Annotated in this window: 22 protein-coding genes; 14 read left to right on the forward strand and 8 right to left on the reverse strand. The window is 44.3% G+C overall.

From position 1 onward, the window contains the following. Positions 1–21: 21 nt before the first annotated feature. Both B4G81_RS14615 and B4G81_RS14620 read right to left on the reverse strand, forming a co-directional pair. The gene (locus tag B4G81_RS14615; RefSeq protein WP_294083786.1) at positions 22–1,284 is read right to left on the reverse strand and encodes an ABC transporter permease; all 1,263 of its coding nucleotides are present in this window, start codon (positions 1,282–1,284) and stop codon (positions 22–24) included. Next, on the reverse strand, positions 1,281–2,003 hold the full coding sequence (locus B4G81_RS14620) for an ABC transporter ATP-binding protein (protein WP_294083788.1): 723 nt from the start codon (positions 2,001–2,003) through the stop codon (positions 1,281–1,283). The genes B4G81_RS14615 and B4G81_RS14620 overlap by 4 nt, the downstream gene beginning before the upstream one ends. 388 nt (positions 2,004–2,391) lie before the next feature. Here B4G81_RS14620 and B4G81_RS14625 point away from each other — a divergent pair, with 388 nt between their 5' ends. After that, positions 2,392–3,786, forward strand: coding sequence for an alpha/beta hydrolase family protein (locus B4G81_RS14625; RefSeq protein WP_294083790.1), 1,395 nt, complete (start codon positions 2,392–2,394; stop codon positions 3,784–3,786). Between the two features lie 85 nt (positions 3,787–3,871). On the opposite strand, the gene B4G81_RS14630 is transcribed toward B4G81_RS14625, so the two are convergent. Together B4G81_RS14630 and B4G81_RS14635 are read right to left on the reverse strand one after the other, a co-directional pair. Beyond that, positions 3,872–4,534 carry a polysaccharide deacetylase family protein gene (locus tag B4G81_RS14630; RefSeq protein ID WP_294083795.1) on the reverse strand — a complete coding sequence of 221 codons (663 nt, stop codon included), beginning with the start codon at positions 4,532–4,534 and terminating at the stop codon, positions 3,872–3,874. A 16-nt stretch (positions 4,535–4,550) separates the two neighbouring features. Then, on the reverse strand, positions 4,551–8,024 hold the full coding sequence (locus B4G81_RS14635; protein WP_294083796.1) for a DUF2723 domain-containing protein: 3,474 nt from the start codon (positions 8,022–8,024) through the stop codon (positions 4,551–4,553). A gap of 658 nt (positions 8,025–8,682) precedes the next feature. On the opposite strand from B4G81_RS14635, the gene ndk reads away from it, so the two are divergent. From ndk to folE, 7 genes are all read left to right on the forward strand, one after another. Next, entirely contained in the window at positions 8,683–9,144 is a 462-nt protein-coding gene (gene ndk, locus B4G81_RS14640; protein ID WP_294083798.1) for a nucleoside-diphosphate kinase, read from the forward strand. A 50-nt stretch (positions 9,145–9,194) separates the two neighbouring features. Further along, positions 9,195–10,220: a peptidoglycan DD-metalloendopeptidase family protein gene (locus B4G81_RS14645; RefSeq protein ID WP_294083800.1), complete on the forward strand. Its 1,026-nt coding sequence runs from the start codon at positions 9,195–9,197 to the stop codon at positions 10,218–10,220. A 93-nt stretch (positions 10,221–10,313) separates the two neighbouring features. After that, positions 10,314–10,856, forward strand: coding sequence for a DUF1599 domain-containing protein (locus B4G81_RS14650; protein ID WP_294083801.1), 543 nt, complete (start codon positions 10,314–10,316; stop codon positions 10,854–10,856). Positions 10,857–10,966: 110 nt separating this feature from the next. Beyond that, entirely contained in the window at positions 10,967–12,106 is a 1,140-nt protein-coding gene (locus tag B4G81_RS14655) for a BT_3928 family protein (RefSeq protein ID WP_294083802.1), read from the forward strand. 47 nt (positions 12,107–12,153) lie between these two features. Continuing rightward, entirely contained in the window at positions 12,154–12,909 is a 756-nt protein-coding gene (gene tpiA / locus B4G81_RS14660) for a triose-phosphate isomerase (protein ID WP_294083805.1), read from the forward strand. A 211-nt stretch (positions 12,910–13,120) separates the two neighbouring features. Beyond that, positions 13,121–13,651: an SPOR domain-containing protein gene (locus B4G81_RS14665; RefSeq protein WP_294083807.1), complete on the forward strand. Its 531-nt coding sequence runs from the start codon at positions 13,121–13,123 to the stop codon at positions 13,649–13,651. 27 nt (positions 13,652–13,678) lie between these two features. Further along, positions 13,679–14,254 (forward strand): GTP cyclohydrolase I FolE, encoded by a 576-nt coding sequence (gene folE, locus B4G81_RS14670; protein WP_294083809.1) that lies wholly within the window; start codon positions 13,679–13,681, stop codon positions 14,252–14,254. Between the two features lie 84 nt (positions 14,255–14,338). On the opposite strand, the gene typA is transcribed toward folE, so the two are convergent. Next, positions 14,339–16,141 carry a translational GTPase TypA gene (gene typA, locus B4G81_RS14675; protein ID WP_294083811.1) on the reverse strand — a complete coding sequence of 601 codons (1,803 nt, stop codon included), beginning with the start codon at positions 16,139–16,141 and terminating at the stop codon, positions 14,339–14,341. 276 nt (positions 16,142–16,417) lie between these two features. Here typA and B4G81_RS14680 point away from each other — a divergent pair, with 276 nt between their 5' ends. The 6 genes from B4G81_RS14680 (at position 16,418) to B4G81_RS14705 (ending at position 21,601) form a co-directional block, all read left to right on the forward strand. Then, entirely contained in the window at positions 16,418–16,861 is a 444-nt protein-coding gene (locus tag B4G81_RS14680) for a DUF2007 domain-containing protein (protein WP_294083813.1), read from the forward strand. 37 nt (positions 16,862–16,898) lie between these two features. Beyond that, a complete protein-coding gene (locus B4G81_RS14685) occupies positions 16,899–17,204 on the forward strand; it encodes a hypothetical protein (RefSeq protein ID WP_294083815.1) in 306 nt (101 codons plus the stop codon). 67 nt (positions 17,205–17,271) lie between these two features. Beyond that, positions 17,272–17,634 carry a MarR family winged helix-turn-helix transcriptional regulator gene (locus B4G81_RS14690; RefSeq protein ID WP_294083817.1) on the forward strand — a complete coding sequence of 121 codons (363 nt, stop codon included), beginning with the start codon at positions 17,272–17,274 and terminating at the stop codon, positions 17,632–17,634. A gap of 65 nt (positions 17,635–17,699) precedes the next feature. Continuing rightward, entirely contained in the window at positions 17,700–20,168 is a 2,469-nt protein-coding gene (locus tag B4G81_RS14695; protein ID WP_294083819.1) for an FAD-dependent oxidoreductase, read from the forward strand. 45 nt (positions 20,169–20,213) lie between these two features. Continuing rightward, positions 20,214–20,507 (forward strand): rhodanese-like domain-containing protein, encoded by a 294-nt coding sequence (locus B4G81_RS14700; RefSeq protein WP_294083821.1) that lies wholly within the window; start codon positions 20,214–20,216, stop codon positions 20,505–20,507. 245 nt (positions 20,508–20,752) lie between these two features. Continuing rightward, the gene (locus B4G81_RS14705; protein ID WP_294083822.1) at positions 20,753–21,601 is read left to right on the forward strand and encodes an energy transducer TonB; all 849 of its coding nucleotides are present in this window, start codon (positions 20,753–20,755) and stop codon (positions 21,599–21,601) included. A 23-nt stretch (positions 21,602–21,624) separates the two neighbouring features. Here the strand turns inward: B4G81_RS14705 and B4G81_RS14710 are convergent, their stop codons facing one another. Genes B4G81_RS14710 through B4G81_RS14720 form a run of 3 tightly spaced genes read right to left on the reverse strand, consistent with a single transcriptional unit; the run spans position 21,625 to position 24,399 of the window. Then, the gene (locus B4G81_RS14710; RefSeq protein ID WP_294083824.1) at positions 21,625–22,242 is read right to left on the reverse strand and encodes a hypothetical protein; all 618 of its coding nucleotides are present in this window, start codon (positions 22,240–22,242) and stop codon (positions 21,625–21,627) included. A 7-nt stretch (positions 22,243–22,249) separates the two neighbouring features. Continuing rightward, positions 22,250–23,410, reverse strand: coding sequence for a 1-acyl-sn-glycerol-3-phosphate acyltransferase (locus tag B4G81_RS14715; RefSeq protein ID WP_294083826.1), 1,161 nt, complete (start codon positions 23,408–23,410; stop codon positions 22,250–22,252). A gap of 14 nt (positions 23,411–23,424) precedes the next feature. Next, positions 23,425–24,399, reverse strand: coding sequence for a D-alanine--D-alanine ligase (locus B4G81_RS14720; protein WP_294083870.1), 975 nt, complete (start codon positions 24,397–24,399; stop codon positions 23,425–23,427). Positions 24,400–24,405: the final 6 nt, after the last annotated feature.

Consider the following 24,405-nt stretch of genomic DNA (forward strand, 5'->3'; position numbering starts at 1 on the left):
AGACTTTTAGCACCACATTGATCATTCCTGCCGCATTGCTTCAATCGGCTTCACTTTCACTGCCTTGCGGGCAGGCAGGTAACCGGCAATTACGCCGGAGATAATCAGCACGAGTGTGGCGAACAGCGCATAGCCCACATTCACCGTAGGATTGGAAAATATAGACATCTGCGGTTCGTCGGACACCGCTTGTGCGTTGGCCGCCTGTTCCATAAAGAAGTTGACCGTTTCGGTCAGCCCGATTCCCAGTATCAGTCCTATATACCCGAAAACAGTAGTGATAAAGATCGATTCCAGGATAATGGTCTTCAGGATGGATGACGGTGTGGCGCCGATGGCTTTCCGAATACCGATCTCGCGCGTTCGTTCCTTGACGGATACCAGCATGATGTTGCTTACGCCTACGATCCCCGCGATGAGTGTGAGGATACCGATAATAGTGACCAGGAAGGTGATTCCCCCGAATATTTTCATCGTCTCCACATATTCCGTTTGTGCATTATATACCCAGAGCGCTTGCTGGTCTTCCGGGTTAAAATTCAGCCGGTGTCCCATCAGTGCCCTCAGGGATTCATTGAACCGGTCGTTCTCCTCTTCCGTCACCAGTCCGTCCACGGTGAAAGTGATCTGATAGAACTTACGGTTAGGATTAAAAATGGTCTGTGCAGTAGAGAATGGAATGTAAGTATTCGATCCGCCCCATTGTTCCTTTTTGGAATTCACTCCTACCACTTTGAACATCAGTTGTCCCACCTTGACATATTTGCCGAGTGATGATTCTTCTTTGAAAAGAAGGTCGGCAACTTTTTTATCCAGTACGATTACTTTATTCGATTGGTTGATATCCAGTTGATTAATGAAACGTCCTTCTTCCGGGGCAATGGTCAGTTTCTCAATATCAAAATAGTTCGGCATTACTCCTCTCACCTGATAGGAGCCGTATTCATTCCCGTAAGAGATGGTTTGGGATGTGTTGAACCGGGGCGTAATGAGCCGGCTCTCCTCTACTTCTTTCCTGATAAAATCCAGTTCGTCCTCTGTAAAATAGAGGTTCCTTTCCGATTTCAGTCCCTTGTGGGGCATAGATGTGGTGCCGGGCCAGAGGTTGACCCGGTTCACTGCCCGGGAACTGAAGTTTTGCATTACTCCGTTCCGCAGTCCGTTACCTGCCCCCAGCAAGACAATAAGGATAAAGATACCCCATGACACCGAAAGCCCGGTGAGGGTAGTGCGCATCTTGTTCTTTTTCAGCGTGGACAGTATTTCCTGAAGCTGGTCGGTCATACCATTTGTGATTTTTGGGAGGGGGTGGGGATATGTACACCGTTATCCTTGCGTGTTTCGTATTCGATCATACCGTCTTTCAGGTGGATGATGCGGTTAGTGGCATCTGCCACCGACGGTTCATGTGTGACGATAATGGTGGTGATCCCATCACTGTTGAGGTTCGTCAACACTTCCATTACTTCCACCGTAGTCTTGCTGTCGAGGGCGCCCGTAGGTTCGTCGGCCAGGATGATCTTTGGATTCGAGATCAGGGCACGGGCAATAGCTACCCGTTGTTTTTGCCCGCCCGACATCTCGTTCGGCATGTGGTGTGCCCAGTCTTTCAAACCCATCCTGTCGAGATGTTCCAACGCGATGATATTCCTTTTTTTGCGGCTCACCTTCTTATAATAGAGCGGTAACGCCACATTTTCCAATGCGTTCTTGAAGTTGATCAGATTGAACGACTGGAAGACAAAACCGATCATCTCATTGCGGTAAAGCGCCGCCTGTGTCTCACTGAGATTTTTAATCAGTGTGCCATTCAGGAAGTATTCGCCCGAATCGTATGTGTCTAGAATACCCAGGATATTCAACAGGGTGGATTTTCCCGATCCTGATGCACCCATGATGGAGACATATTCACCGGAACTTATTTCCAGATCGATCCCCTTCAGGACATGAAGCGACAGGGCTTCTGTTCGGTAGGATTTATGTAGTTGCCGGATTTCAATCATACAATAATATTTCTTGTGACCTCTATAGTTCTTTCTTCTGCTTAGACCATCTTTCACTCAAAATGGTTACAGGATTTTTCGCTTATTTTATTTGCACGGTACAAATGTATGTCAAAACATTGTACTATGCAATACATAATACTGTATTGTTTTTATTTTTAACATTGTTTGTGATTTAGTGGAAAAGTGGTTAGGTGGCTAAGACTGGAGGACTGGGAGAATAGGAGACTGGGAGAGGGAGGGATTGGGAGAGGGGGAGATTGGGGGACTGGGAGAGGGGTGTTGAATCGTTGAATTGGAAAAAATAGTTGATACTAATGAATATTTGTTGTAAGTTTACGAAAAAATGAAGCACATTTTCGTTGTTTAGTCCTTATTGCAGGAGCCTATGAAGAAATTGATTATTGCCGTACTTTGCATCTGCTTCGCAGGTGCTCTTTTCTCCCAGGATATAACAGGTTCATGGGGCGGAAAGCTGCAAATTCAAAATACCAGACTTGGGATTGTTTTCCATATCGTGAAAAACGACACAGTTTACGAAACAAAGATGGACAGCCCCGACCAGGGCGCTTTCGGACTGGCTACATCCAAAACTGTTTTTTCAAATAATCGGCTGGAAATTTCAGCAGGCGGAATGGGTATTTCCTATATCGGAACTTTTCAGGGTGATTCTATTGAGGGTATATTTCGTCAGGGTGGACTGCAATTGCCGTTGGTGTTGAAGCCCACTCAAAAAACTGACTTGTCCCGTCCCCAGGAACCTAAACCGCCTTTCCCATATATGACAGAAGATGTTACTTTCCGGAATGGGGTGAACGGAAACAGACTGTCCGGCACATTGACGGTTCCGGACGAAACGGGGATATTCCCGGCGGTAATCCTCATAGCCGGAAGTGGACCAAATGACCGCGATGAGGCTATTTTCGGTCACAAACCCTTTTGGGTGATCGCCGACCATCTGACACGCAACGGATTTGCGGTCTTGCGCTATGACAAACGGGGTATTGGCCAATCGAATGGTGATTATGCCAATGCTACTACGGCAGATTTTGCTTCTGATGCCGAGGCGGCGTTTCATTTTCTCCAAGCGCAAACTCGTATCGACAAAAAGCGGATAGCCCTGATCGGACACAGTGAAGGGGGAGCAATTGCACCCATGGTGGCAGCAAACGATACAACGGTCGGAGCGATAGTATTGATGGCGGGAATGGGAGTAGAGGGAAGCAGGCTTCTCCTGGAACAGAATGCGGACCTCTTGAAGATGGGACAGGTGCGGCAGGATACCATCGATCGGATACTGGCAGTGTTAGAGACGGTCTATCCAAGCCTGAAAAATTGGAAAGGGACAGAAGACGAGAAAAAAGAACTCAGCGATAAATTCGGTAAATTGTGGGAAGCAATGCCTGCCTCATCCCGTGGGGCAAACAGCCGGGAACAATTTATCAACAGGAATATGGGGTCGATGCTCATGCCATGGTACCGGACCTTTTTATCATTAAATCCCGCCGGATACCTTGAAAAAGTGAAATGCCCCGTGCTGGCTGTCAATGGTGAAAAAGACATACAAGTGGACTCCCGGCAAAATCTGGAGATGATAAGGAAGTCGTTGGAAAAAGGAGGTAATAAAAATTATACGATCAAACCATACCCCGGCCTGAATCACCTTTTCCAGGAATGTGAAACCGGTTCGGTGGGAGAATATGGAAAGATTGAGCAAACAATATCACCCCGGTTTTTGTCGGACATAACGGACTGGCTGCAACATGTTTTTGCAGGGAAATAAAGGGAATATAAGCTGCCGCTCGAAGCGTTTGAATCGGCTTTCATTGCCTGTAGGTTTTTTGAATGGATATGAGGAAGGCGTTCTGTTAAATATAGGCAGTTTGTCGGGCCGGAAAGGAAATGGAATTTATATCCGGGATCAACTCGAAAGCATATCCTTCTTGCTGCAACCACTCAATGGCACGAGGAAGGGCGTATTTCATATTCTTCTCCGCTTTCAATGAATCGTGAAACACGATGATGGACCCGTCCCGCGTATATCTCTTTACATTCTCCAGTACCTTTTCGGGTGTCATATATCGGCTATAATCTCGTGTTACTACGTCCCACATTACGACATTGTATCCGGCACGCCACAAGGCATAATTCTGGGGCACCCGCATATGTCCATGAGGAGGCCGGAAAAGGGGTGAACTGATCAGTTCACGCGCTTTTGCCGTATTCTTCAAAAGAAAGGAGGTCTTGTGTTTCCATCCCTGTACATGATTAAAAGTGTGATTCCCTGTCCGGTGGCCTTTTTCAAGTAGCAGACGATATAGGTGGGGGTACTTGCGGACATTGTCACCGACACAGAAAAAGGTGGCTTTTATATTGTGTTGGTCCAATATATCCAGTACCCAGGGTGTAACTTCGGGGATGGGGCCATCATCGAAAGTGAGATAGACCGTTTTTTGTCCGGGAACCGTAATCCGCCAGCGGGCTTCCGGAAAAAGGAGCCTGTATAGCTTTGGGGGTTGCTCTATTAACATGAATCGTTGTTGTGAGTTATTCAGCCGATTGTTGCTGGTATTGTTCCAGTAAACGGGGACTGAACTGCTGCATCATATTGAGTGCTTTTTGCATAGTCTCCTCTTCGGTAGCCCGGTGTAATGTGTCATCGGGAGAAGTGGAGTAATATCCTCGTACCGAGCTGTCGGTAATTTCTTTCAGGAGAGCATCCCCAAAATAGGGGGCTCCCAGCGTGTAGAAAGTCTGTGCCCGTTGTAATAGGTCATCGACCATTACCTTGTATTTTTGCTTGTCGTATTGCTGGTAAATGGTTGAGATGAGCAGCATAGGATTGATATTGTTTCCCATCACATCTATATATGTATTGGAGAGCTGTATGGGGTTTAATCGTGTGAACCAATCGAGGTTGCGGTTGATCCTGTCGCTGATGTCCGCGATAAGTGCTTCGGCTTTCTCTTTTTCACCCAGACGATAATAAGCTCTTGCGAAGAGCAGTCCATCGCTACTGTAAGGAACGGCCGAAGCTGGAATCATCGTGGTTACTTTATCCAGGGCAGTGAGTGCTTTCTCTTTCTCATCGGCTTCAACCAATGCATTTACAAGGTGTGTGAAGTAAAGTCGGAACGTAGAAAGCATCCGTCGGCAGGTCTCATCGAGATAGATATCGGAATTCTTTTCAAGCCCTCCCCACCTGAATTTGTTTACCATATTGTCGTAGGCCGTGTCTATATTTACACCGTTATATAGAGGGGCTCCCGGTACTACCTGATAGGTGAGTCCGTTAAGCGAGAAGTTACGGTTTTGCAGGTTCATGTAGAGGTCGGGAGTGATTGTGGTGGCAAAATGAATAGGACGTTCCCAGTTTTCATCATTGATATTATTGAGCATCTCCATGATCATCAGTTCCTGACGATACACAGCCGATCTTTCTCCCAGATTGATATGCATCTTGTGCGCGGGTTTTGCGGCAAGCGCTTTCCAGTTTACCTTTGCAGTATCTACATCCAATGAAAGTACATTTCCCGGAATGATCTGGGTATTACCTGTAGAGAATGGATTATTCGGCTTTGTATTTTGTCCTGTCCTCAGATTTTCCATCGTTTGTTTCAGTGATAATGTATCTTTGAAAGCATTCATATCGTAATAAGTGCTGAAAGAAACGGAAGGAATATTATTTTGTCGAAGCACGTCTTCAATTTCCCGTTTAGTTATGATCAGCGCTGCAGCTCCTGATTCACCCGAGTACTGTGGCCTTGCCCATTTGATAGGCAGCGGTTCCGATTCATAAGCTGGACGAAGTAATTGGTCCACATACCATTCCGTCTGGAGGAAGCTGAGGTTTGTAACCCGTACGTCGGTGCGGAACCCTTCAGTTTCCTGCACGTACCATAACGGATAGGTGTCATTGTCACCGTTGGTAAAGAGGATGGCATTCTCACCCACGCAACTCAGGTAGTTCATTCCGGTATCCCTTGCCAGAGTTCTTCCTGAACGGTCGTGATCGTCCCAGTTCTGCGAAGCCATCTGTATCGGTATACCTAAGGTGGCTACAGTGGCAAGTGCTGTAGCCACAGTGGTGTTTTTTATATACTTTTTCAGGAAGTAACTGACACCTGCCACACCCATTCCCACCCAGATGGTGAAGGCATAGAAGGAGCCTGCATAGGCATAGTCTCGTTCCCGGGGCTCGAAGGGCGTCTGGTTAAGGTAAAGGATAATGGCCAGTCCGGTCATGAAGAAGAGCATGAAGACAACGGCAAAACTCTGCTGGCCTCTCTTTTTCAGTTGGAACTGGTAGAAGATGCCGATGATTCCCAACAGTAACGGGAGCATATAGTATTTGTTATGTCCCTTGTTGTTTACGATATCGGGAGCGATATTATCTTGCGGCCCCAGACCCAGTACATGGTCATCGACGACCGGAATTCCGGTAATCCAGTTGCCGGATGTAATGCCACCGTCGCCCGGTATGTCGTTCTGCCTTCCGGAGAAGTTCCACATGAAATACCGCCAATACATATAATTGACCTGGTAATTAAAGAAGAACTTAATATTTTGCCACAAAGAGGGCATCTGGTTCATATCGGTCACGCCGCCCCACCGTTCATACCCGATACTATGGTTTCGGAATGACGGATTACCGGAATGGGAATGCATTCTGGGGAGCAACATGGTATTGGTGTATTTATAGTTGGGTTGAGTCACCTTTTCATACCTGTCTTTTTGATCGGGTGAGGTTTTTACTATCTGTTGGTAGGATGTTCGTTCGCCTTTCATTACTGCCGATCCATCAGCGGAACGCTCTATCTTTGAGGCATAGGTGGTACCGTAGATGAGCGGCGTTTGTCCGTACTGCTCACGGTTCAGAAAACTTCCTAACGAGAAGATATCTTCCGGTGTATTCAGGTCGAGTGGGGGATTGGCACTTGACCGAATAGGGATTATTGCATAGGCGGAGAACCCTACCAGAATAACCATCAGGCTGGTTACAGCCAGGTTGATAAAATGTATCTCCAGCTTTTTATACCGGAATGCGAAATAAGCACCTGCTGCAATGAGCAATACCCACAACCACGCACTGCTTCCGATGAAAAGGATTCCCGTCATTCCAAGACTCATAAAGAATGCGGTCCTGGCACGACGTTCCTTTCCCTTTGGAGAAAGAGTTTCATAGAGGGTCCATCCGATTACCCCTATTAATAAAATAAGGTATATGAATGTGCCTGTATGGTAAGAGAATCCTAATGAATTCACAAAAAACAACTCAAACCAACCTCCTACTTTGGTGAAACCGGGAATAATTCCCCACATCAGTATGACGATCAGTCCAAAAGAGAGCAGAAGTGCTTTAATGCCACCTTTCCAGTCGGGATTCTCATTCTTTTTAAAGTAATAGACCAGTACGATAGCTGGGATGCATAACAGGTTGAGCAAGTGTACCCCGATGGATAGTCCCAAGACATAAGCGATCAGTACGATCCATTTATCGGAATGCGCCTTGCCGGCATTATCCTCCCATTTGAGGATCAGCCAGAATACCAGGGCAGTAAGCATAGACGAGAAAGCATATACCTCACCTTCCACTGCCGAAAACCAGAATGTGTCGGAAAAAGTATAAGCCAGTGCCCCTACCAGACCGCTCCCCATTACTGCGATGGTTTGTCCCAGCGTGAGTTCGTTTTGCTCTTGGGATACAATGAGTTTGCGAGTCAAATGGGTAATGGTCCAGAAAAGAAACAGTATTGTAAATGCACTCAATAGTGCCGACATGATATTGATCATCCGGGCCACTTGGGAGGGATCGGACGCAAACTGGGAGAATAAATTGCCTACCAACATGAAAATAGGAGCACCGGGGGGGTGACCCACTTCCAATTTATAGGCTGCTGTGATGAACTCACCACAATCCCAAAAACTTGCAGTGGATTCAATGGTTAGCAGATAAACAATGGCTGCGACAGTAAAGGCACCCCAGCCAACGATGTTGTTGATAAGCTTATACTTGATCATTATTCTTTTTTTGATGGTTGATGTATAGTTTTAATATTCAACCCGAATCACGCTGATTGATTGCGAATTTCCGCGCAAAGATACTGAAAACTCTTTATTTTGGCGATGAATGAACCCCCATTTTATAGTCGGGGTATTAAAAAAAGTAAAATAACGCAATTGATATTCAATCATTATTCGATGGTAATTCATTGGTAATTTAGTGGTTACTTGGAGGTAATTTGGGCGTAATTCAATTGTAATTCAATTGTAATTCGGTGTGATTCAGTTACAATTCGGTAGTAATTTGGTATGATTCAGTTCTAATTTGGTAGTCTTTAATTTATGGTTAGGCGGTTGTACTAGATGTCAAGCCGAAGAATGCCAAAGTTGAGTATGATGAAGCCGAATAATCCCCCGACGGAGATAAAAATATGGTTAAAATTTGTCTATTGTGCTTAATATCAGTAAAATATGTTGTAAAACATGTTTTTGTGTAATATGCTGTAAATCTGCTGTATATGGATATGTTTTGTTTTGGGTGAGGAAATAGTCCACAAAAAAAAGATTCGATTATTTGGAGAAGAGATAATAAAAAGTTTACTTTGGAAATGATTTAAAGAAAAAAATCAATAATTAAAGGGTCGTTTTCATTAATAGTTTATCATTTTTTTACTTCATGGAGATTACATTAGTAATTTTGAAACCCTCTGCGGTACAGCGCGGAATCATGGGAGAAATTATCTCCCGTTTCGAAAGGAAGGGAATTCAGATTATAGGAATGAAAATGATAGAATTGACCGATGAAATGCTTAGTGAGCACTATTCTCATTTAGTTGGAAAATCTTTTTTTGGTCGTATTAAAGATTCCATGCAGGCAAGTCCTGTCGTGGTAATGGCATTAAAAGGGGTGGATGTGGTGAATACAGTGCGAAAACTTTCTGGTGTGACAAATGGAAGAGGAGCGGATCCCGGCACAATAAGGGGCGATTATAGTATGAGTATACAGGAAAATATTGTACATGCATCCGATTCCCCAGAAACAGCTGAAATTGAGTTGAGACGTTTTTTCTCGGAAAACGAAATTTTTAATTATTCCCATTATCTTATCCCGTATCTTTATGCGAATGATGAGATATAAAGGTAAAAGTGTTTTTTAATTGGATTATCAAAAAATTCAGTAAAACAGCAATGGAGAGAAATCAAATTCAGACAAAAGCAGGTATATTATTATCAGCAGGCTTGATGTTCATTACGTTGAACGCATTTTCACAACAATCTTCGGAGTCGACCGCTAACCATAGGCCTGATCTCACATATAAACAATTACATAGTTCTACTTTGAGTGAACAGTCCGGACTTTTTGCAGATGGGCTGAAGCTTAAGCTGGATTTGTCTGTCCTGGAGGAAGTGGAAGAAGACAGGTTCGAGCTAGATCCTGATGCCATTCCGGCAGATGACGTCTATGGCGGTCTCTGGGAGAACAGTTATGTGAATATGTATGGGAACCTGAAAAATGCTCCGGATACTTTTATTGTGGATGTGGAAAATTTCACGATGCCGGTGGACGGTCATATGACATCCAATTTTGGCAGAAGGGGGAGCCGTCGTTACCATTATGGAGTTGATCTGAAAGCGCAGACCGGCGATACTATTTATGCTGCTTTCGATGGCAAGGTAAGAGTGAAGAGATATGAAAGGAAAGGATATGGTTATTTTCTTGTGGTCCGGCATCTGAACGGTTTGGAGACGGTGTATGGGCATCTTTCCAAATTTCTTGTTAATGAGAATGATGTGGTGAAGTCGGGTGACCCTATCGGTTTGGCCGGTAATACGGGACGTTCATTCGGATCACACTTACATTTCGAAACCCGTTTCCTTGGAAAAGCCATCAACCCTAATTTCATTATTGATTTTGAGAAAAAAGCAGTGCACGAACAGGAATATCTGGTGACTAATTCCAGTTACAGGAAAACGTCTAACAGCAGTCGTGTGGTTGTAGGAAGTAAAACGGGTTCTTCGAACTATAAGCCATCCGCCAACACTGCTAACAATAAATATGTTGCGGGTGATGTAAAATATCACAGAATCAGTAAAGGAGATACGCTGGGAGCTATTGCCAGACGATATGGCACGTCAGTGAATAAAATCTGCACGTTGAATAATATCACTCCTAAAACTACATTGAATGTCGGAAAATCTATCCGCATTTCATAATTTGTAAAACGGACAGGTAAGCAGAAAAAGGTACAGGTTGATTAACTTGTGCCTTTTTTTATTAACTTTGCCGATCAATTATAGTAGATAATTATGAACTTAACCCTCCATCAATTTGACGAAGTGTTGGCTGTCTGCAGGGACGTGTTTATCAAGAAACTTCAGGATTACGGAGCCGCATGGCGAATTCTTCGCCCGGGATCGGTGACCGACCAGATCTTCATCAAGGCCAAACGTATCCGTACACTTGAGATGACAAAAGATAACAAAGTGGATGAAGGCATCTTTCCTGAATATATAGGGATAGTGAATTATGGTATTATTGGGCTGATACAATTGGATTTGGGTGATGTAGATTCAGTGGATATCTCTGCTGAGAGAGCGTTGGAGTTATATGACCGGTTTGTGGCAGAATCGAAAGCGCTGATGGAAGCTAAAAATCATGATTACGGCGAAGCGTGGAGAAGCATGAGACTGAGTTCCTACACCGATCTCATCCTGATGAAGATTCAGCGTACGAAGGAGATCGAAGCGAATGATGGACAGACCCTTATCTCTGAGGGAGTCGATGCCAATTATAAGGATATGATCAATTATGCCGTTTTCGGATTAATTAAACTTCACTTTGGGAAATAGTAATTCAAATTTACAACGTAAATTTAGATGTTTGCTGCACTTACCCAATGGCGAAGCCGAATAGCAATAAAATTGAATATCAATACAAAATGGAATCAGAAAATAAAACAGTGAAATTTTTAGTTGAATTGTCGCGGGTTGTTGTCGGAGCTACATTTGTATTTTCCGGCTTTGTGAAAGCTGTCGATCCATTGGGTTTTACTTATAAAATAGAGGATTATCTGATCGAATTGGGGCTTACCGGCCTCTTTCCCCTGGCCTTGCCGGTGGCCATTATTCTGGTGACTGCCGAATTTTCATTGGGTGTTTTTTTATTGTCCGGCATCTACCGGAAATGGACTGTCCGGATGATAGCCTTGTTTATGGCATTCTTCACGCCCCTTACATTATGGATTGCCATAGCAGATCCTGTGAAGGATTGCGGATGTTTTGGCGATGCATTCGTTATTACTAACTGGCAGACTTTTTATAAGAACTTGATACTTCTTGCGGGAACTATTTTACTGGTTTTAAAATGGCGGAAGATAACGCCGCTCTTTTCAGAAAAAATGGCACCTGTAGCAGGCTTGACAATCGTAATTTTTGGCGTGCTGTTTTCTCTCCATAATGTGTACCGGTTGCCGGTGATTGATTTCCGACCCTACAAGATTGGAGCCAATATTCCCGGGCAGATGTTCGTGGATCCGGAGAAAGCTGACGTAATGGAAACCATTTTCATTTACAGTAAAGATGGGGTCGTGAAGGAGTTTACAGAAGAAAATTATCCCTGGAGCGATTCCACCTGGACGTTTGTTGAAATGAAGACAAAACTGGTGAAGGAAGGAGAGAAACCTGCAATCGAGGACTTTGCCATAGAAACGTTGTATTATGATGAGGCTATTGGTATATGGAATATAGGTGGTGATATCACCGATCTTGTCCTTTCCGATCCTTCCTATACTTTTCTCATGGTTGCCTATTCATTGGAAAAGATGAATATGAAACATCTCGACCGGTTCAGGGAAGTATACCGCTATGCTGTAGAAAAAGGATATTCTTTTTACCTTCTGACTTCATCGTCCACTGATGAGGTAGGAGAATGGGAACGACAGCACCATACCGGGTTCCAGTTCGGCCACGCTGATGAGCGGGTACTGAAGACCATGATTCGGGCTAATCCCGGGTTGATGTTGCTGAAAGAAGGAACAATTATCAATAAATGGGATGGTCGCAGTGTCCCGGGTGATGACGCTCTTCATGCGATCAAATGATAGGAAGAAGGGGGCGATAAATTTTATTAATTATATATATTATTTGTATGAGAAAGAACATTGTAGCAGGTAACTGGAAAATGAATAAAAACCTGCAAGAAGGAGTTGAACTGGCGACAGCGTTGAATGAGGCTTTAAAAAACAAAACTGTGCACTGCGATATAGTGATCGGTACGCCTTTTATTCACCTGGCAAGTGTGGTAAACAGTATTGACACGAATAAAATTGGGGTAGCTGCCCAGAATTGTGCGGACAAGGAATCAGGCGCATATACGGGTGAAGTTTCTGCCGCTATGATCGCTTCTACCGGTGCTAAATATGTGATCTTGGGACATAGCGAACGTCGTGCCTATTATCATGATACGCCTGAAATATTAAAAGAAAAAGTGAAACTGGCACTTGCCAACAGTCTTACTCCTATTTTCTGTATCGGAGAGGTATTGGAAGAAAGAGAAGCGAATAAACATTTCGATGTGGTAAAATCACAAATCGAAGAATCGTTATTCGACCTCTCTGCCGAGGACTTCTCCAAGATTGTACTGGCTTACGAACCGGTATGGGCTATCGGTACGGGAAAAACTGCTACGGCTGATCAGGCACAGGAAATACACGCTTTTATCCGTAAGACTTTAGCCGAAAAATATGGTCAGGACGTAGCCGACAATACCTCTATCCTTTATGGGGGAAGTTGTAATGCCGGCAATGCAAAAGAACTTTTCTCCAATCCTGATGTGGACGGCGGCCTTATCGGCGGTGCTTCCCTGGGTGTGGATAAATTTATGCCTATTATTGAGGCATTCTGACCCAATTAACAGAATTTTACCACAGATCAGATCCGGGTCTGTGGTATTTTTATATCTTTGAGAGTAAATTTTTACGATTTCTCTCAGCTTTCACTATCTTTGTAGCAATTTATTGTGCCAATCCCGATGTCGGGAAATCGGGATAACTTGTCCCGACTTTCGGGATTGTGACTGGAGTCTTTATTCTTGGTTCTAAAAGTCTGTTTTAATAATGAACTATTTTTATCACTATACGATTCTCTTTTTGTTTTTGTGGGTGTCTGTAGGAGTTTATCCTCAGCAGTCGTCAATACAAAAGAAAGAGATATTTCGTGAACTGAACTCCTTTGTTCCCGGTAAGGGGAAAGTTTCCATCTATGAAGACGAAAGCATTGCACATATATTGGGGCGTCCTATGGGGTCTCCCAGGACAATATACTCCAATGCCGATGGGTCTACACAGTATTACCGGATAAGGGGATTTAAGATACAGGCTTTTTCGGGAAACAATCAACGTACCTCCAAAAACGAAGCTCAATATAAACAACAGCTTATCAACAATGCATATCCCGATCTTGAAACAGTTCTCCTTTTTGATTCGCCTTTCTGGCGATTGAGAGTGGGTAATTTCGAGACCAGGAATGAGGCCGAAGAAGTAATGAAACAGATGGTCAAGTCATTTCCCTCATTTGGAAAAGAGATGTATATAGTAACGGATGAGGTAAAGATCCCTGTCAATCATCCTTACAGTGGAGAACAGTAAGGTTGTAACCTATACAATAATAAACAGATGTCTTCCGAAGAATTAGATAAAAACAGGTCGGCCATAGCCGATCATATGCGGAATGTTCTCTCTCTCCTGGGTGAGGACGCCGACCGCGAAGGATTGATAAAAACACCCGATCGGGTTGCCAAAGCCTACCAACATCTGACAAAAGGGTATTGGCAGGATCCTGAAACGATCCTTCGTTCTGCCCTTTTCAAGGAAAACTACCGGCAGATGGTAATCGTGAAAGATATCGATCTCTTTTCATTGTGTGAACATCATATGCTTCCTTTCTATGGGAAGGCACACGTGGCCTATATCCCCGATGGATATATTACGGGACTGAGCAAGATCGCACGGGTGGTGGATGTGTTTGCACGGCGATTGCAGGTGCAGGAACGGCTTACTACCCAGATCAAAGATTGCATTCAGAGGACACTGAATCCGATGGGTGTGATGGTGGTGATCGAAGCACAACACATGTGCATGCAGATGAGGGGAGTGGAAAAACAAAATTCCATTACCACCACTTCCGATTTTACCGGTGTTTTTCGTGAACAGCGTACACGCGAAGAGTTTATCGCGTTGATTAAAAAATAGAACAAGCTCAGCTTTGGGTGATATCCAATGCGTAAGCTTGCTATCCGTTACAGGTGATGCCCGTTGGGCAGTCACCTTTTTTTATTACCCTTTCTTGGAAACCCGCTTGCGGTCGTTCTCATCCAGCAGTATCTTGCGGATACGCATATGCTTGGGGGTTACTTCCACATACTCGTCTTCCTTGATGTATTCCAGCGCTTCTTCCAGACTGAAGACGATGGGCGGTGCCAATTGCGCCTTGTCGTCGGTTCCCGATGCACGCACGTTGGTCAGTTTTTTCGATTTGGTCACGTTGACCACAAGGTCGCCCTCCTTGTTGTGCTCACCTACCACCTGTCCTTCATATATGTCGGTCTGCGGTTCAATAAAAAAACGTCCCCTGTCTTGTAACTTGTCCAAAGCGTAGGCATACGCATTCCCTGATTCTCCGGCGATGATGGAACCGTTCTGCCGCTTTTCGATATTTCCTTTCCATGGACGGAATTCCAGGAAGCGATGCGCCATGATGGCTTCACCGGCAGAAAGCGTCAGCACGGTATTGTTCAACCCGATGATACCCCTGGAAGGGATCACGAATTCGATATGCATGCGGTCGCCCTTGTTCTCCATAGTGAGCATCTCGCCCTTGCGGCGGGTAATGACGTCGATTACTTTGCTGGCCGATTCTTCGGGGAGGTTGACGGTGAGTTGTTCTATCGGTTCGCACTTCTCCCCATCTATTTCCTTGATGATCACCTGGGGTTGTCCCACCTGCAGTTCATACCCTTCGCGGCGCATGGTCTCTATCAGTACAGAGAGGTGCAGTACCCCCCGCCCGTATACAATCCAGGAATCGGAACTGTCGGTCTCCTGCACACGGAGTGCCAGGTTCTTGTCCAGCTCCCGCATCAACCGGTCGTAGATATGGCGCGAAGTCACATATTTCCCGTCCTGCCCGAAAAAGGGAGAGTTGTTGATGGTGAAGAGCATCGACATGGTGGGCTCGTCGATGGCGATCGGGTCGAGCGGTTCAGGTTTTTCTACATCGGTAACACTGTCTCCGATATCAAAGCCATCGATCCCGATCAGTGCGCAGATATCACCCGAGGTAGCTTCATCCACTTTCACCCGTCCCAATCCTTCAAACAGGTTCACCTCCTTGATGCGGATCTTCTTGATGCTCCCGTCCCGTTTGCAGAGCGCGTAATCCTTATTGGATGTGATGATGCCTCTATGTACACGCCCTACGGCGATACGTCCTACATAGTTGGAATAGTCGAGGGAAGTAATCAGCATCTGCGGTGTTCCTTCCAGCACTTTGGGTGCGGGGATATATTTGATGATGGCATCCAGCAATGGAATGATGCTTCCGGACGGTTTTTTCCAGTCGTCGGACATCCATCCCTGCTTGGCCGACCCATAGATGGTCGGGAAATCGAGTTGTTCTTCGGTGGCGTCTAAGCTGAACATCAGGTCGAACACGTTCTCCTGCACCTCTTCGGGACGGCAGTTGGGCTTATCCACCTTGTTGATCACCAGTATGGGTTTTAATCCGATTTCAAGTGCCTTTTGCAGTACGAATCGGGTCTGCGGCATAGGCCCTTCAAAAGCGTCGACCACCAGTAGGCAACCGTCCGCCATATTGAGTACCCGTTCCACTTCACCGCCGAAGTCGGCATGGCCGGGCGTGTCGATAATATTTATTTTTACGTCGTTGTAACGTATAGAGACATTCTTTGAGAGGATGGTAATACCCCGTTCCCTCTCCAGGTCGTTGTTATCGAGGATCAAATCCTCCGTCTGCTGGTTGTCCCTGAAGAGATGGCCTGCCATCAACATTTTGTCCACCAAGGTGGTTTTGCCGTGGTCGACGTGGGCGATGATGGCAATATTTCGGATATTCTGCATGTAAACAATCTTTTTAGGGACGCAAAGGTACGGATTTTCAACGAGAAATTGATTATATGCTTTGTTATAATCGCATTATATCTCATTTATTTTTCTTTTATCACCAAGATATTTACTTCAAAACTTGGAGATTGTTATCTTTTGTGATAGCTTTGTCGGATGAGCAGAAAAATAATTTTCTACGAAAATCACTTTATTGAATTGGATCATGGAAAATTAGGAACATAGGGCTGACATTCCTGTAAACCGAAATAAAATGCTTTTGAAATGTTGTATATGGAACAGTTTGTCACAATAAAAACATTTACTTATCCGCATGAAGCTTATGTGATCAGGGGAAAACTGGAATCGGAAGGGATCCGGACTTTTCTCAAGGATGAAATGACGGTACAGGTATATAATTTCTATTCCAATGCGATTGGAGGAGTAAAGTTACAGGTCCTCGAAGAGGATGCCGAAAAGGCGTTAAACATTGTCAACAGTGTGGAAGAGGTTCCCCGGGAGGTAGTTGTCTTTTCGAAGAAAGAACTTGACGGAACGGATATCTGCCCTTTTTGCCATTCTGAAAATATTGGCCATAGCAAAAAGCCCGGTTGGCTCACATTGATACCTTACCTGATCGTGGGTTTTATTTTTCCGGTATATAAAAACTCCTATCTCTGTTTTGACTGTGAGAAGCAATGGAAAATTAAGAGAAGTTGTCAAAACAAGTATTCATGAGACTGGAATAAATGTATAATTTATAATGTAAAAAGTCATGGAAAATAAAAATTCTAAATACGATAGATCAAGTGTTTTATTGATTGTGTTTATAGGAGTGCTATTCATTACCAGTATTACCATTATGATGCTACAAACTTTCGTCGATAATTGGTATGATAAAAAAGCAATAGCAACTATTCTTCTAATTTTGTCGATTTTACGGAATATAAGTTATATTTTGCCTGCATTGGCAATTAAGAGTAAAAACTTAAAAATCGCAGGAATTATTGTTGCTTCAATATTAATACTATGTTTGTTAATTAGCCCTGCAAAAGTGTTGTTCACTATACAACCATATTAAAAAATATTTGCAAGTTTACCGGAAAAATATTTACTTTGCAAATAATTTCTATTAGCAATTATTTTTAATGGAATCAATTTGCAGGTTAAAAGACATATATAAAGCGCTGTATGCTTACGAAAAGCAGTTTGCCGAAGATGCGGGTATTACCATCAATGAGGGAGCTTTGCTCTGTTGCATGAAGGATGGTAAGCCAAAATCTGCAAACGAATTAAGCGATTTTATCGGGCTTTCCGGTTCAAGGGTGTCACGTATTATCCATGCTATGGAAGAAAAAGGATTTATTTTGCGGGAGATAGGGATTTCCGATAAGCGCCAGATGATTTTTACACTGACCGATGCCGGAAGAAAAAAAATAAAAGAGATGCAAGGATATACTATAGACGTGCATTCTTTGATGGTCAAATTGACAACCATCGCAGAAGAATAAAAAATTTTACCTATGTGATTGCTACTGGCAAATATGTATATCGACAAATTAATTAACACATCAATATGAAGATTATCATTATCGGGGGAGTAGCCGGAGGGGCTACTGCGGCAGCGCGCCTCAGGAGATTGGATGAAAAGGCTGAAATTGTACTTTTTGAGAAAGATGAGTATGTATCTTATGCCAATTGTGGTTTGCCGTACCATATAGGCGGTACAATCAAGGAACGTGACGAGTTGTTTTTACAGACACCGGAAGGCTTCAAAAGCCGTTTCGGGATTGATGTCCGTATCAAGTCGGAAGTTATGGCGATAGATACTGTGCGGAAGTATGTTACCGTAAAAGATTTGAAAACGGGAGCACAGTATGAGGAAGCGTATGATAAACTGGTCATCTCAACCGGGGCGAGACCCGTAAAACCGCCCATCAGCGGTATAGAAAATGAAAATATTTTTTCGTTGCGGAATGTGCCCGACATGGACCGGATCAAATCGTTTGTCACCGGGAAAAGCGTCACATCGGCAGTGATTGTCGGTGCGGGCTTTATCGGGCTTGAAATGGCAGAGAACTTAAAAGATGTAGGGCTGTCGGTAACTGTAGTTGAACAGGCCGACCAGGTAATGGGTATCATTGATTATCCCATGGCGGCCATGGTGCATCAATATCTTCGTACACGAAAAATCAATCTTTTGCTGAAAGAAAAAATCACCGCTTTTGAACCGGATGGAAATGCTATTGTTGTTAAGACAGAGAGCCGAAAGGCTATTTCGGCCGATATGGTCATCCTGAGTATCGGGGTAACGCCGGAGAACAGTCTGGCCAAAGCCGCGGGGTTGGAAATCGGTAGTTTGGGTGGAATCAGGGTAAATGATTATATGCAGACCTCCAATGCCGATATCTATGCGGTGGGTGATGCGGTGGAGGTGAAAAACCTTGTCACCGGGAAACCCGCATTGATCCCGCTTGCCGGGCCGGCCAACAAACAGGCAAGAATTGCCGCAGATAACATTGTAAGAGGAAACTGCCGGATTTACCGTGGAACCATCGGCACTTCCATTGCCAAGGTATTTGACATGACGGTCGCTTCTGCCGGTGCATCTGAAAGGTTGCTTTCACGGGAAGGAATAGCCTATATGACTTCGATTAGCCATGCCGGTTCGCATGCCGGATATTATCCCGGCGCTCTGCCGTTAACCGTCAAGATCAATTTCGCACTCGATGGGAAACTGCTTGGAGCGCAAGTGGTAGGTTTTGATGGGGTTGACAAGCGTATAGACCTGTTGGCTCAGGTTATCCGTAACGGGGGAACCATTTACGACCTGCAGGAGATTGAACATGCATACGCGCCACCGTTCTCTTCTGCGAAAGACCCGGTGAATATGGCGGGATTTATCGCGGAGAACATACTGTCCGGACGGGTAAAGGTTATCCAATGGAGTGACATGCTGAAGGTGGAGAATGGTGCCATGATCCTTGATGTAAGGACCAGGGAGGAATTTGATTTCGGCCATATAGAGAATGCGGTGAATATTCCTGTGGATGAATTGCGGGGCAGGCTTCCTGAAATCCCCACCAATAAGCCGGTATATGTGTACTGTGCCGTGGGATTGCGGGGATATACTGCTTCACGTATCCTTTTGCAACACGGATATACCGCTGTGTATAACTTGTCGGGGGGATATAAGACCTATTCATGTGTGCTGCAGGATCAACAGAGTAATAATGGAAATACCGGCGTAGAATGCGATTTCTTTCCGGTGATTCGTGATGACGGGGAAATGATGGTGGAGCCTGAGAAAAAGGTGATTGTGGATGCCTGTGGTTTACAGTGCCCGGGCCCCATCAGGGAATTGAAAAGGCACTATGATACGTTATCGGCCGGGCAGCAATTGACAATTAAGGTAACCGACCAGGCTTTCGGGCAGGATTTAAATGCATGGTGTAATATGGTGGGAGCGAAACTGATCGACATGAAGCATTCGGGAGGCGTTATTACGGCTACGGTGGAGAAAGCAGAATTGAAGAACATGACTGTTCCTATGCCTGGCAACCCGATGAGTGGTAGTGGTACAAAGACATTGATTGTCTTCAGCGACGACCTCGACAAGGCATTGGCTACCTTTGTGATTGCGAATGGCATGTTGGCTGCGGGTAAGAAGGTGAGTATATTCTTTACCTTCTGGGGATTAAGTGTGATTAAAAAACAGGATAAACCGGCCGTGGAAAAAGATCTCATCTCCAAAATGTTTGGCATGATGCTGCCTTCGAACAGCCGTAAGCTGGGATTATCAAAAATCAATATGATGGGTGCGGGAGGAAAGATGATGCGGTCTGTGATGAAAGACAAACATATCGATAGTCTGGAGGATCTGATACGGCAGGCCATTGAGGGAGGCGCAGAACTGATTGCCTGCTCCATGTCGATGGATGTGATGGGAATCCAGAAAGAAGAGTTGGTGGATGGAGTGATCATCGGTGGAGTGGCAACTTACTTGGAAAGGGCAGAGAAGTCGAATATCAATTTATTTATATAGAGTTCAGTCATCATACAATTTAACATACATAATAATCAATAGAATATGGGATTTTTGGGAAATATGTTCAAGTCGCCGGGCAAGGGCGAATTAAAGGAAAAAATTCAGAAGGGAGCATTATTATTGGACGTGCGAGAAGTAGAGGAATATGAATCGGGACATGCCAAAGGATCGGTCAATATACCGTTGTTCCTTTTGCCGAGTGAAATGAGCCGGCTCGACAGGAACAGGCCTGTTGTGGTCGTTTGTCTCAGTGGTGCTCGCAGCGCCCAGGCGGTGAATTTGCTGAAAAGGCAAGGGTTTGAGGCTTACAATGGCGGAGGATGGCAATTGTTTTAAGTGGGCAAATTTACAACATATCCAGCATGTTTTTTATTTTGGGATGATATGTCTGCCAAATACCAATGGGAGAGTTCGGCCAAAGGTAACTGAGAAATAAATTTCGAAACTTGTGACATTTATTTGGTGTACTAAGGTTATCCAATTACGCATCCAAAACAGATATTTCCTTTGTGCAAACCGATGCTTTTTTATACCTTTGTCTCTGAATTCAATAGTAATCATTTCAGAGTATTTAAGGTCAGATGAATATAGGTAAATTTCTCTTTGTTTTGGCAGCATGTATCCTTATAGGAAACGCCGTGGCAAAACAATCAGCAGTCATGGCGCAGGAAGTGCCGGTTTCAAAAAGCGACAAGGTTTTCGAGAACCCCGATATCATTCCCATGTACACGGGGGGAAGTGCGGAGATGCACCGGTTTATCGCGAACACGTTGAAATACCCGGCGGATGCAAGGGAACGCAACGAGCAGGGGTTGGTAGTATATACTTTCGTGGTGGAAAAAGATGGTACTCTTTCAGACTTTAATATTATCCACCGCGCCGATCCGTTGTTGAATGAGGAGGCTTTGCGTATATTGCAGGCTATGCCGCCATGGCGCCCCGCCCGGCATAATGGTGAGATAGTACGCGCAGAGACATATGTTCCTATGTATTTCAGGCTCAATCAAAATGTGGCTGCATCCGGTCCCGCCGTGCAACCAACCCGTAATTACTCTAAAACAGATCCTACAATCATGGAAGATAATACTATTTATACCATAGTAGATAAAATGCCGCAGTACACTTATGGTGAGTCGGGATTATCCGCTTTTATAGGACATAATATCCGTTATCCGCGTGAAGCCCGGCAGGAAGGGATTGAAGGAAGAATACTCTGTTCATTTATTGTGGGTAATGATGGTGCTATTTCAAATATAGAAGTTGTGGAAGGAACGAACCAAGCTCTCAATGACGAGGCTGTCCGTGTATTGGGACTAATGCCCAAATGGATTCCCGGCGAAAATAATGGCGAAAAAGTGCATGTGAAATGTCTCTTGCCGATAGACTTTGTAATAGATGAGGAGCCGATCCCGCCGTTGACAAGTAAGTAATTAGCTGGAATAGTGCATAGGTTTTAACGTTGTAAAACCAGTTCAAAGGTGCGTAGTCCGGAATAAGTATTGATAAAAAGCCGGAAAGGAACGGAAGAAGTGGTTGTTTGATTCCTTAAATCAGAGAGTAGGAAAGAGGCGTACATCTTTTTTGGATATCCCGGAGGATCGTTGTTCAAAGAGTGGCTGAAATAAAGATCTATAGATGAGGAAGAAGGATTCCGGAGCAGTGAAACGCGATGAGGTGCGTTATAATATTCTGTCTCTATGATCAGGTTGAGGTAATCTCCGCCTACCCACACACTTTGGATATTTACCGGGTCATCCGAATAATTTTCAGGAAAACCATCCGATTGGATGGTGCCGGTAAAAATGGCAGTCACATAATTGATCCTGATCATGTTTTCTTCAATCGGGACATAATTGATGATGACACGCTGCCCTTCTTCTGCCGAGAAATTATTAACTTTTTCCGGGATAAGTACGCGGCCGTTATCGAGTCTGAAACGAAAATTTGAATTTTCTACCAGCACTGTGGCAAAATCCACAAAATAACTGTCCATTCGTACCGACTCCTTTTCACATCCGGGCAGGAGGAAAAACAAGAATAATACCAGAAAAGAATAGACGCGACCTCTCATTGTTCATTTATTGTGCTTCCAGATAGTTTCGCACCGTATTCCCATACATCCCTATCATTTTTTCACGCAGAAAGGCGTCATCTCTGTTGGGAATATTTATCTTGTCTATTTGCTGCTGAAGATATTCATTAAAATTAGAGAGGTCTTCTTCCGTATATTGCGATGAGAACCGATTGGTACCCGTCATCAAGTCATAAGCCACATAATTGAATGGCCGGAAAGCGTAATTACGGTAGATTTCCCTATCGACAAGAGAGGCTGCCTGCTTCAACAATTCATTTCTATCAGAGATTGTTTCGGCAAGGGCCTTTACTTCTTCGTCAATACATTTTCCAAACCGCAAAGAGACATATCCTTTGAATCCCCATATACTGGTAATGATATTCTCTATATCATCTCCTTTTGTTTTTCTATAAGTCGGATCATCCCGTTTCAGCTGAAATTCCTTGGCCTTCAGATAGTCACACGGATCGAATTCGTATGAGATGGAAAGAGGGACGATATGCAGGTCTGTCAACGCACGCGCCGGGTTAGCGCTGTCGTGTAGAGTGAGCATCTTCAGTAAGCTTACCTGTGTTTTATCATTCGAATCCTTTGCCCGCCCTTCGCGTTGTGCAATCCATGCCGGTTGTTGTCTACGGTTTACGGTATCATGAATATACTCTGAAAGATGCGTGGATACTTCCAACATCTGGCGTACCGAAACACCCCGCTTCACAATGAAACTCTTGTTGAGCCGTACCACTTCCTCTATCCAGGGATAGATAAGCAGGTTATTGCCAATTGCGATCTCAGTAGTGATGTGATTTTGATCAATTAGAAGCATATTCAGGAAAGCAACATCCAATACTATATCCCGATGGTTCGAAATAAACAGGCAACCCTTTCCTTCGGGAAGGTTTTCCCAACCTTCTCCCTTCAATTCAGAAGTCGTCCTGATAATCAGTTGCTTCATTACCGGATAGATAATCTGGCGTTGAAAATCGTCCTTCGTTTTGCATTGTTTCAACACTTGGATAAACCTTTCCCATGTGGGGAAGGCCTGTAACACGAATGCCTCTGCCGCACGTCTGAAGTAATTATTGGCGATGAGACTGGAAATGGTTGCCGGAACTTCATTATCCAGAATCGGGCTGATATCTTCGAATCTGTTTTTTGTCTCTGTCATAACATTCTAACGGATTAAAAAGAGTAAGTTTCGATAATTGCTGTAATGATCTCTGTCATGGAGAGCCCTGCAGCGTTTACCTGTTGAGGGATAAAACTGGTGGAAGTCATTCCCGGTGTGGTGTTCACCTCAAGGAGAACAGGTCCGTTACCGGTCAGAATGAAGTCGACCCGGATGATTCCCTTTGCACCGACCAGACGATAAATCTTTTCGGTCTTATGTTGAATCGCTAAAGTAATTTCTTCGGGAAGCCGCGCAGGTGTGATCTCTTCTACCTGGCCATTATATTTTGCGTCAAAATCGAAAAACTCGTTGGAGGTAACCACTTCTGTGAGGGGTAATACCGTAATGCCCATACTAGTCCCAAAGCAACCGCAGGTTACCTCTGTTCCTTGCAGGAAACTTTCTATGATTACTTCCGGTGCTTCCCGGAAAGCTGTAATAACGGCATTGTCAAGTTGAGAACTTTCCTTCACTTTGGTGATGGCAAAACTTGAACCGCCCAGATTGGGTTTTACGAATAGTGGCAACCCCAATGTAGAGATAATTTCGTTGATCCTGTAAGGATCGTTCTTCCGCAAAAGAATCGAGTCGGCTACATCAATACCAAAACTTTTTAAAAAACTGTTGCAGATGAATTTATTGAATGTCAGGGCTGACGCCAGTACGCCACAATTTGAATAGGGGATACCCATCATATCGAAATAGCCTTGAATTACACCATCTTCTCCCGGAGTTCCGTGGATGGTAATATAGGCAAAATGGAACCTGATATTTTTGCCATCGCTGTCGGTAAAGCTGAAATTGTTCTTGTCTATAGGGTAAACACAGTCCGGAGCTTCTACTTCCCAAGAGTTACGGTCTATTTTTACCTTGTAGACATTGTATTTCTCCTTGTCGATAAAGGAAAAAATACCGGCGGCACTCTTCTCGGATATTACGAATTCCGAAGAATAACCTCCCCATACAATAGCTATATTCTTTTTTATCATCAT

Source organism: Proteiniphilum sp. UBA5384, from assembly GCF_002410825.1.
GTDB lineage: Bacteria > Bacteroidota > Bacteroidia > Bacteroidales > Dysgonomonadaceae > Proteiniphilum.

What these genes read in the sequence shown, in the direction of transcription:
- tpiA (WP_294083805.1), top strand. Translation starts at nt 12,154, where the DNA reads ATGAGAAAGAACATTGTAGCAGGTAACTGGAAAATGAATAAAAACCTG.
- ndk (WP_294083798.1), top strand. Translation starts at nt 8,683, where the DNA reads ATGGAGATTACATTAGTAATTTTGAAACCCTCTGCGGTACAGCGCGGA.
- B4G81_RS14685 (WP_294083815.1), top strand. Translation starts at nt 16,899, where the DNA reads ATGGAAAATAAAAATTCTAAATACGATAGATCAAGTGTTTTATTGATT.
- B4G81_RS14705 (WP_294083822.1), top strand. Translation starts at nt 20,753, where the DNA reads ATGAATATAGGTAAATTTCTCTTTGTTTTGGCAGCATGTATCCTTATA.
- B4G81_RS14695 (WP_294083819.1), top strand. Translation starts at nt 17,700, where the DNA reads ATGAAGATTATCATTATCGGGGGAGTAGCCGGAGGGGCTACTGCGGCA.
- B4G81_RS14615 (WP_294083786.1), bottom strand. Translation starts at nt 1,284, where the DNA reads ATGACCGACCAGCTTCAGGAAATACTGTCCACGCTGAAAAAGAACAAG.
- B4G81_RS14635 (WP_294083796.1), bottom strand. Translation starts at nt 8,024, where the DNA reads ATGATCAAGTATAAGCTTATCAACAACATCGTTGGCTGGGGTGCCTTT.
- B4G81_RS14625 (WP_294083790.1), top strand. Translation starts at nt 2,392, where the DNA reads ATGAAGAAATTGATTATTGCCGTACTTTGCATCTGCTTCGCAGGTGCT.
- folE (WP_294083809.1), top strand. Translation starts at nt 13,679, where the DNA reads ATGTCTTCCGAAGAATTAGATAAAAACAGGTCGGCCATAGCCGATCAT.
- B4G81_RS14700 (WP_294083821.1), top strand. Translation starts at nt 20,214, where the DNA reads ATGGGATTTTTGGGAAATATGTTCAAGTCGCCGGGCAAGGGCGAATTA.
- B4G81_RS14710 (WP_294083824.1), bottom strand. Translation starts at nt 22,242, where the DNA reads ATGAGAGGTCGCGTCTATTCTTTTCTGGTATTATTCTTGTTTTTCCTC.
- B4G81_RS14690 (WP_294083817.1), top strand. Translation starts at nt 17,272, where the DNA reads ATGGAATCAATTTGCAGGTTAAAAGACATATATAAAGCGCTGTATGCT.
- B4G81_RS14620 (WP_294083788.1), bottom strand. Translation starts at nt 2,003, where the DNA reads ATGATTGAAATCCGGCAACTACATAAATCCTACCGAACAGAAGCCCTG.
- B4G81_RS14680 (WP_294083813.1), top strand. Translation starts at nt 16,418, where the DNA reads ATGGAACAGTTTGTCACAATAAAAACATTTACTTATCCGCATGAAGCT.
- B4G81_RS14645 (WP_294083800.1), top strand. Translation starts at nt 9,195, where the DNA reads ATGGAGAGAAATCAAATTCAGACAAAAGCAGGTATATTATTATCAGCA.
- B4G81_RS14665 (WP_294083807.1), top strand. Translation starts at nt 13,121, where the DNA reads ATGAACTATTTTTATCACTATACGATTCTCTTTTTGTTTTTGTGGGTG.
- B4G81_RS14630 (WP_294083795.1), bottom strand. Translation starts at nt 4,534, where the DNA reads ATGTTAATAGAGCAACCCCCAAAGCTATACAGGCTCCTTTTTCCGGAA.
- typA (WP_294083811.1), bottom strand. Translation starts at nt 16,141, where the DNA reads ATGCAGAATATCCGAAATATTGCCATCATCGCCCACGTCGACCACGGC.
- B4G81_RS14650 (WP_294083801.1), top strand. Translation starts at nt 10,314, where the DNA reads ATGAACTTAACCCTCCATCAATTTGACGAAGTGTTGGCTGTCTGCAGG.
- B4G81_RS14715 (WP_294083826.1), bottom strand. Translation starts at nt 23,410, where the DNA reads ATGACAGAGACAAAAAACAGATTCGAAGATATCAGCCCGATTCTGGAT.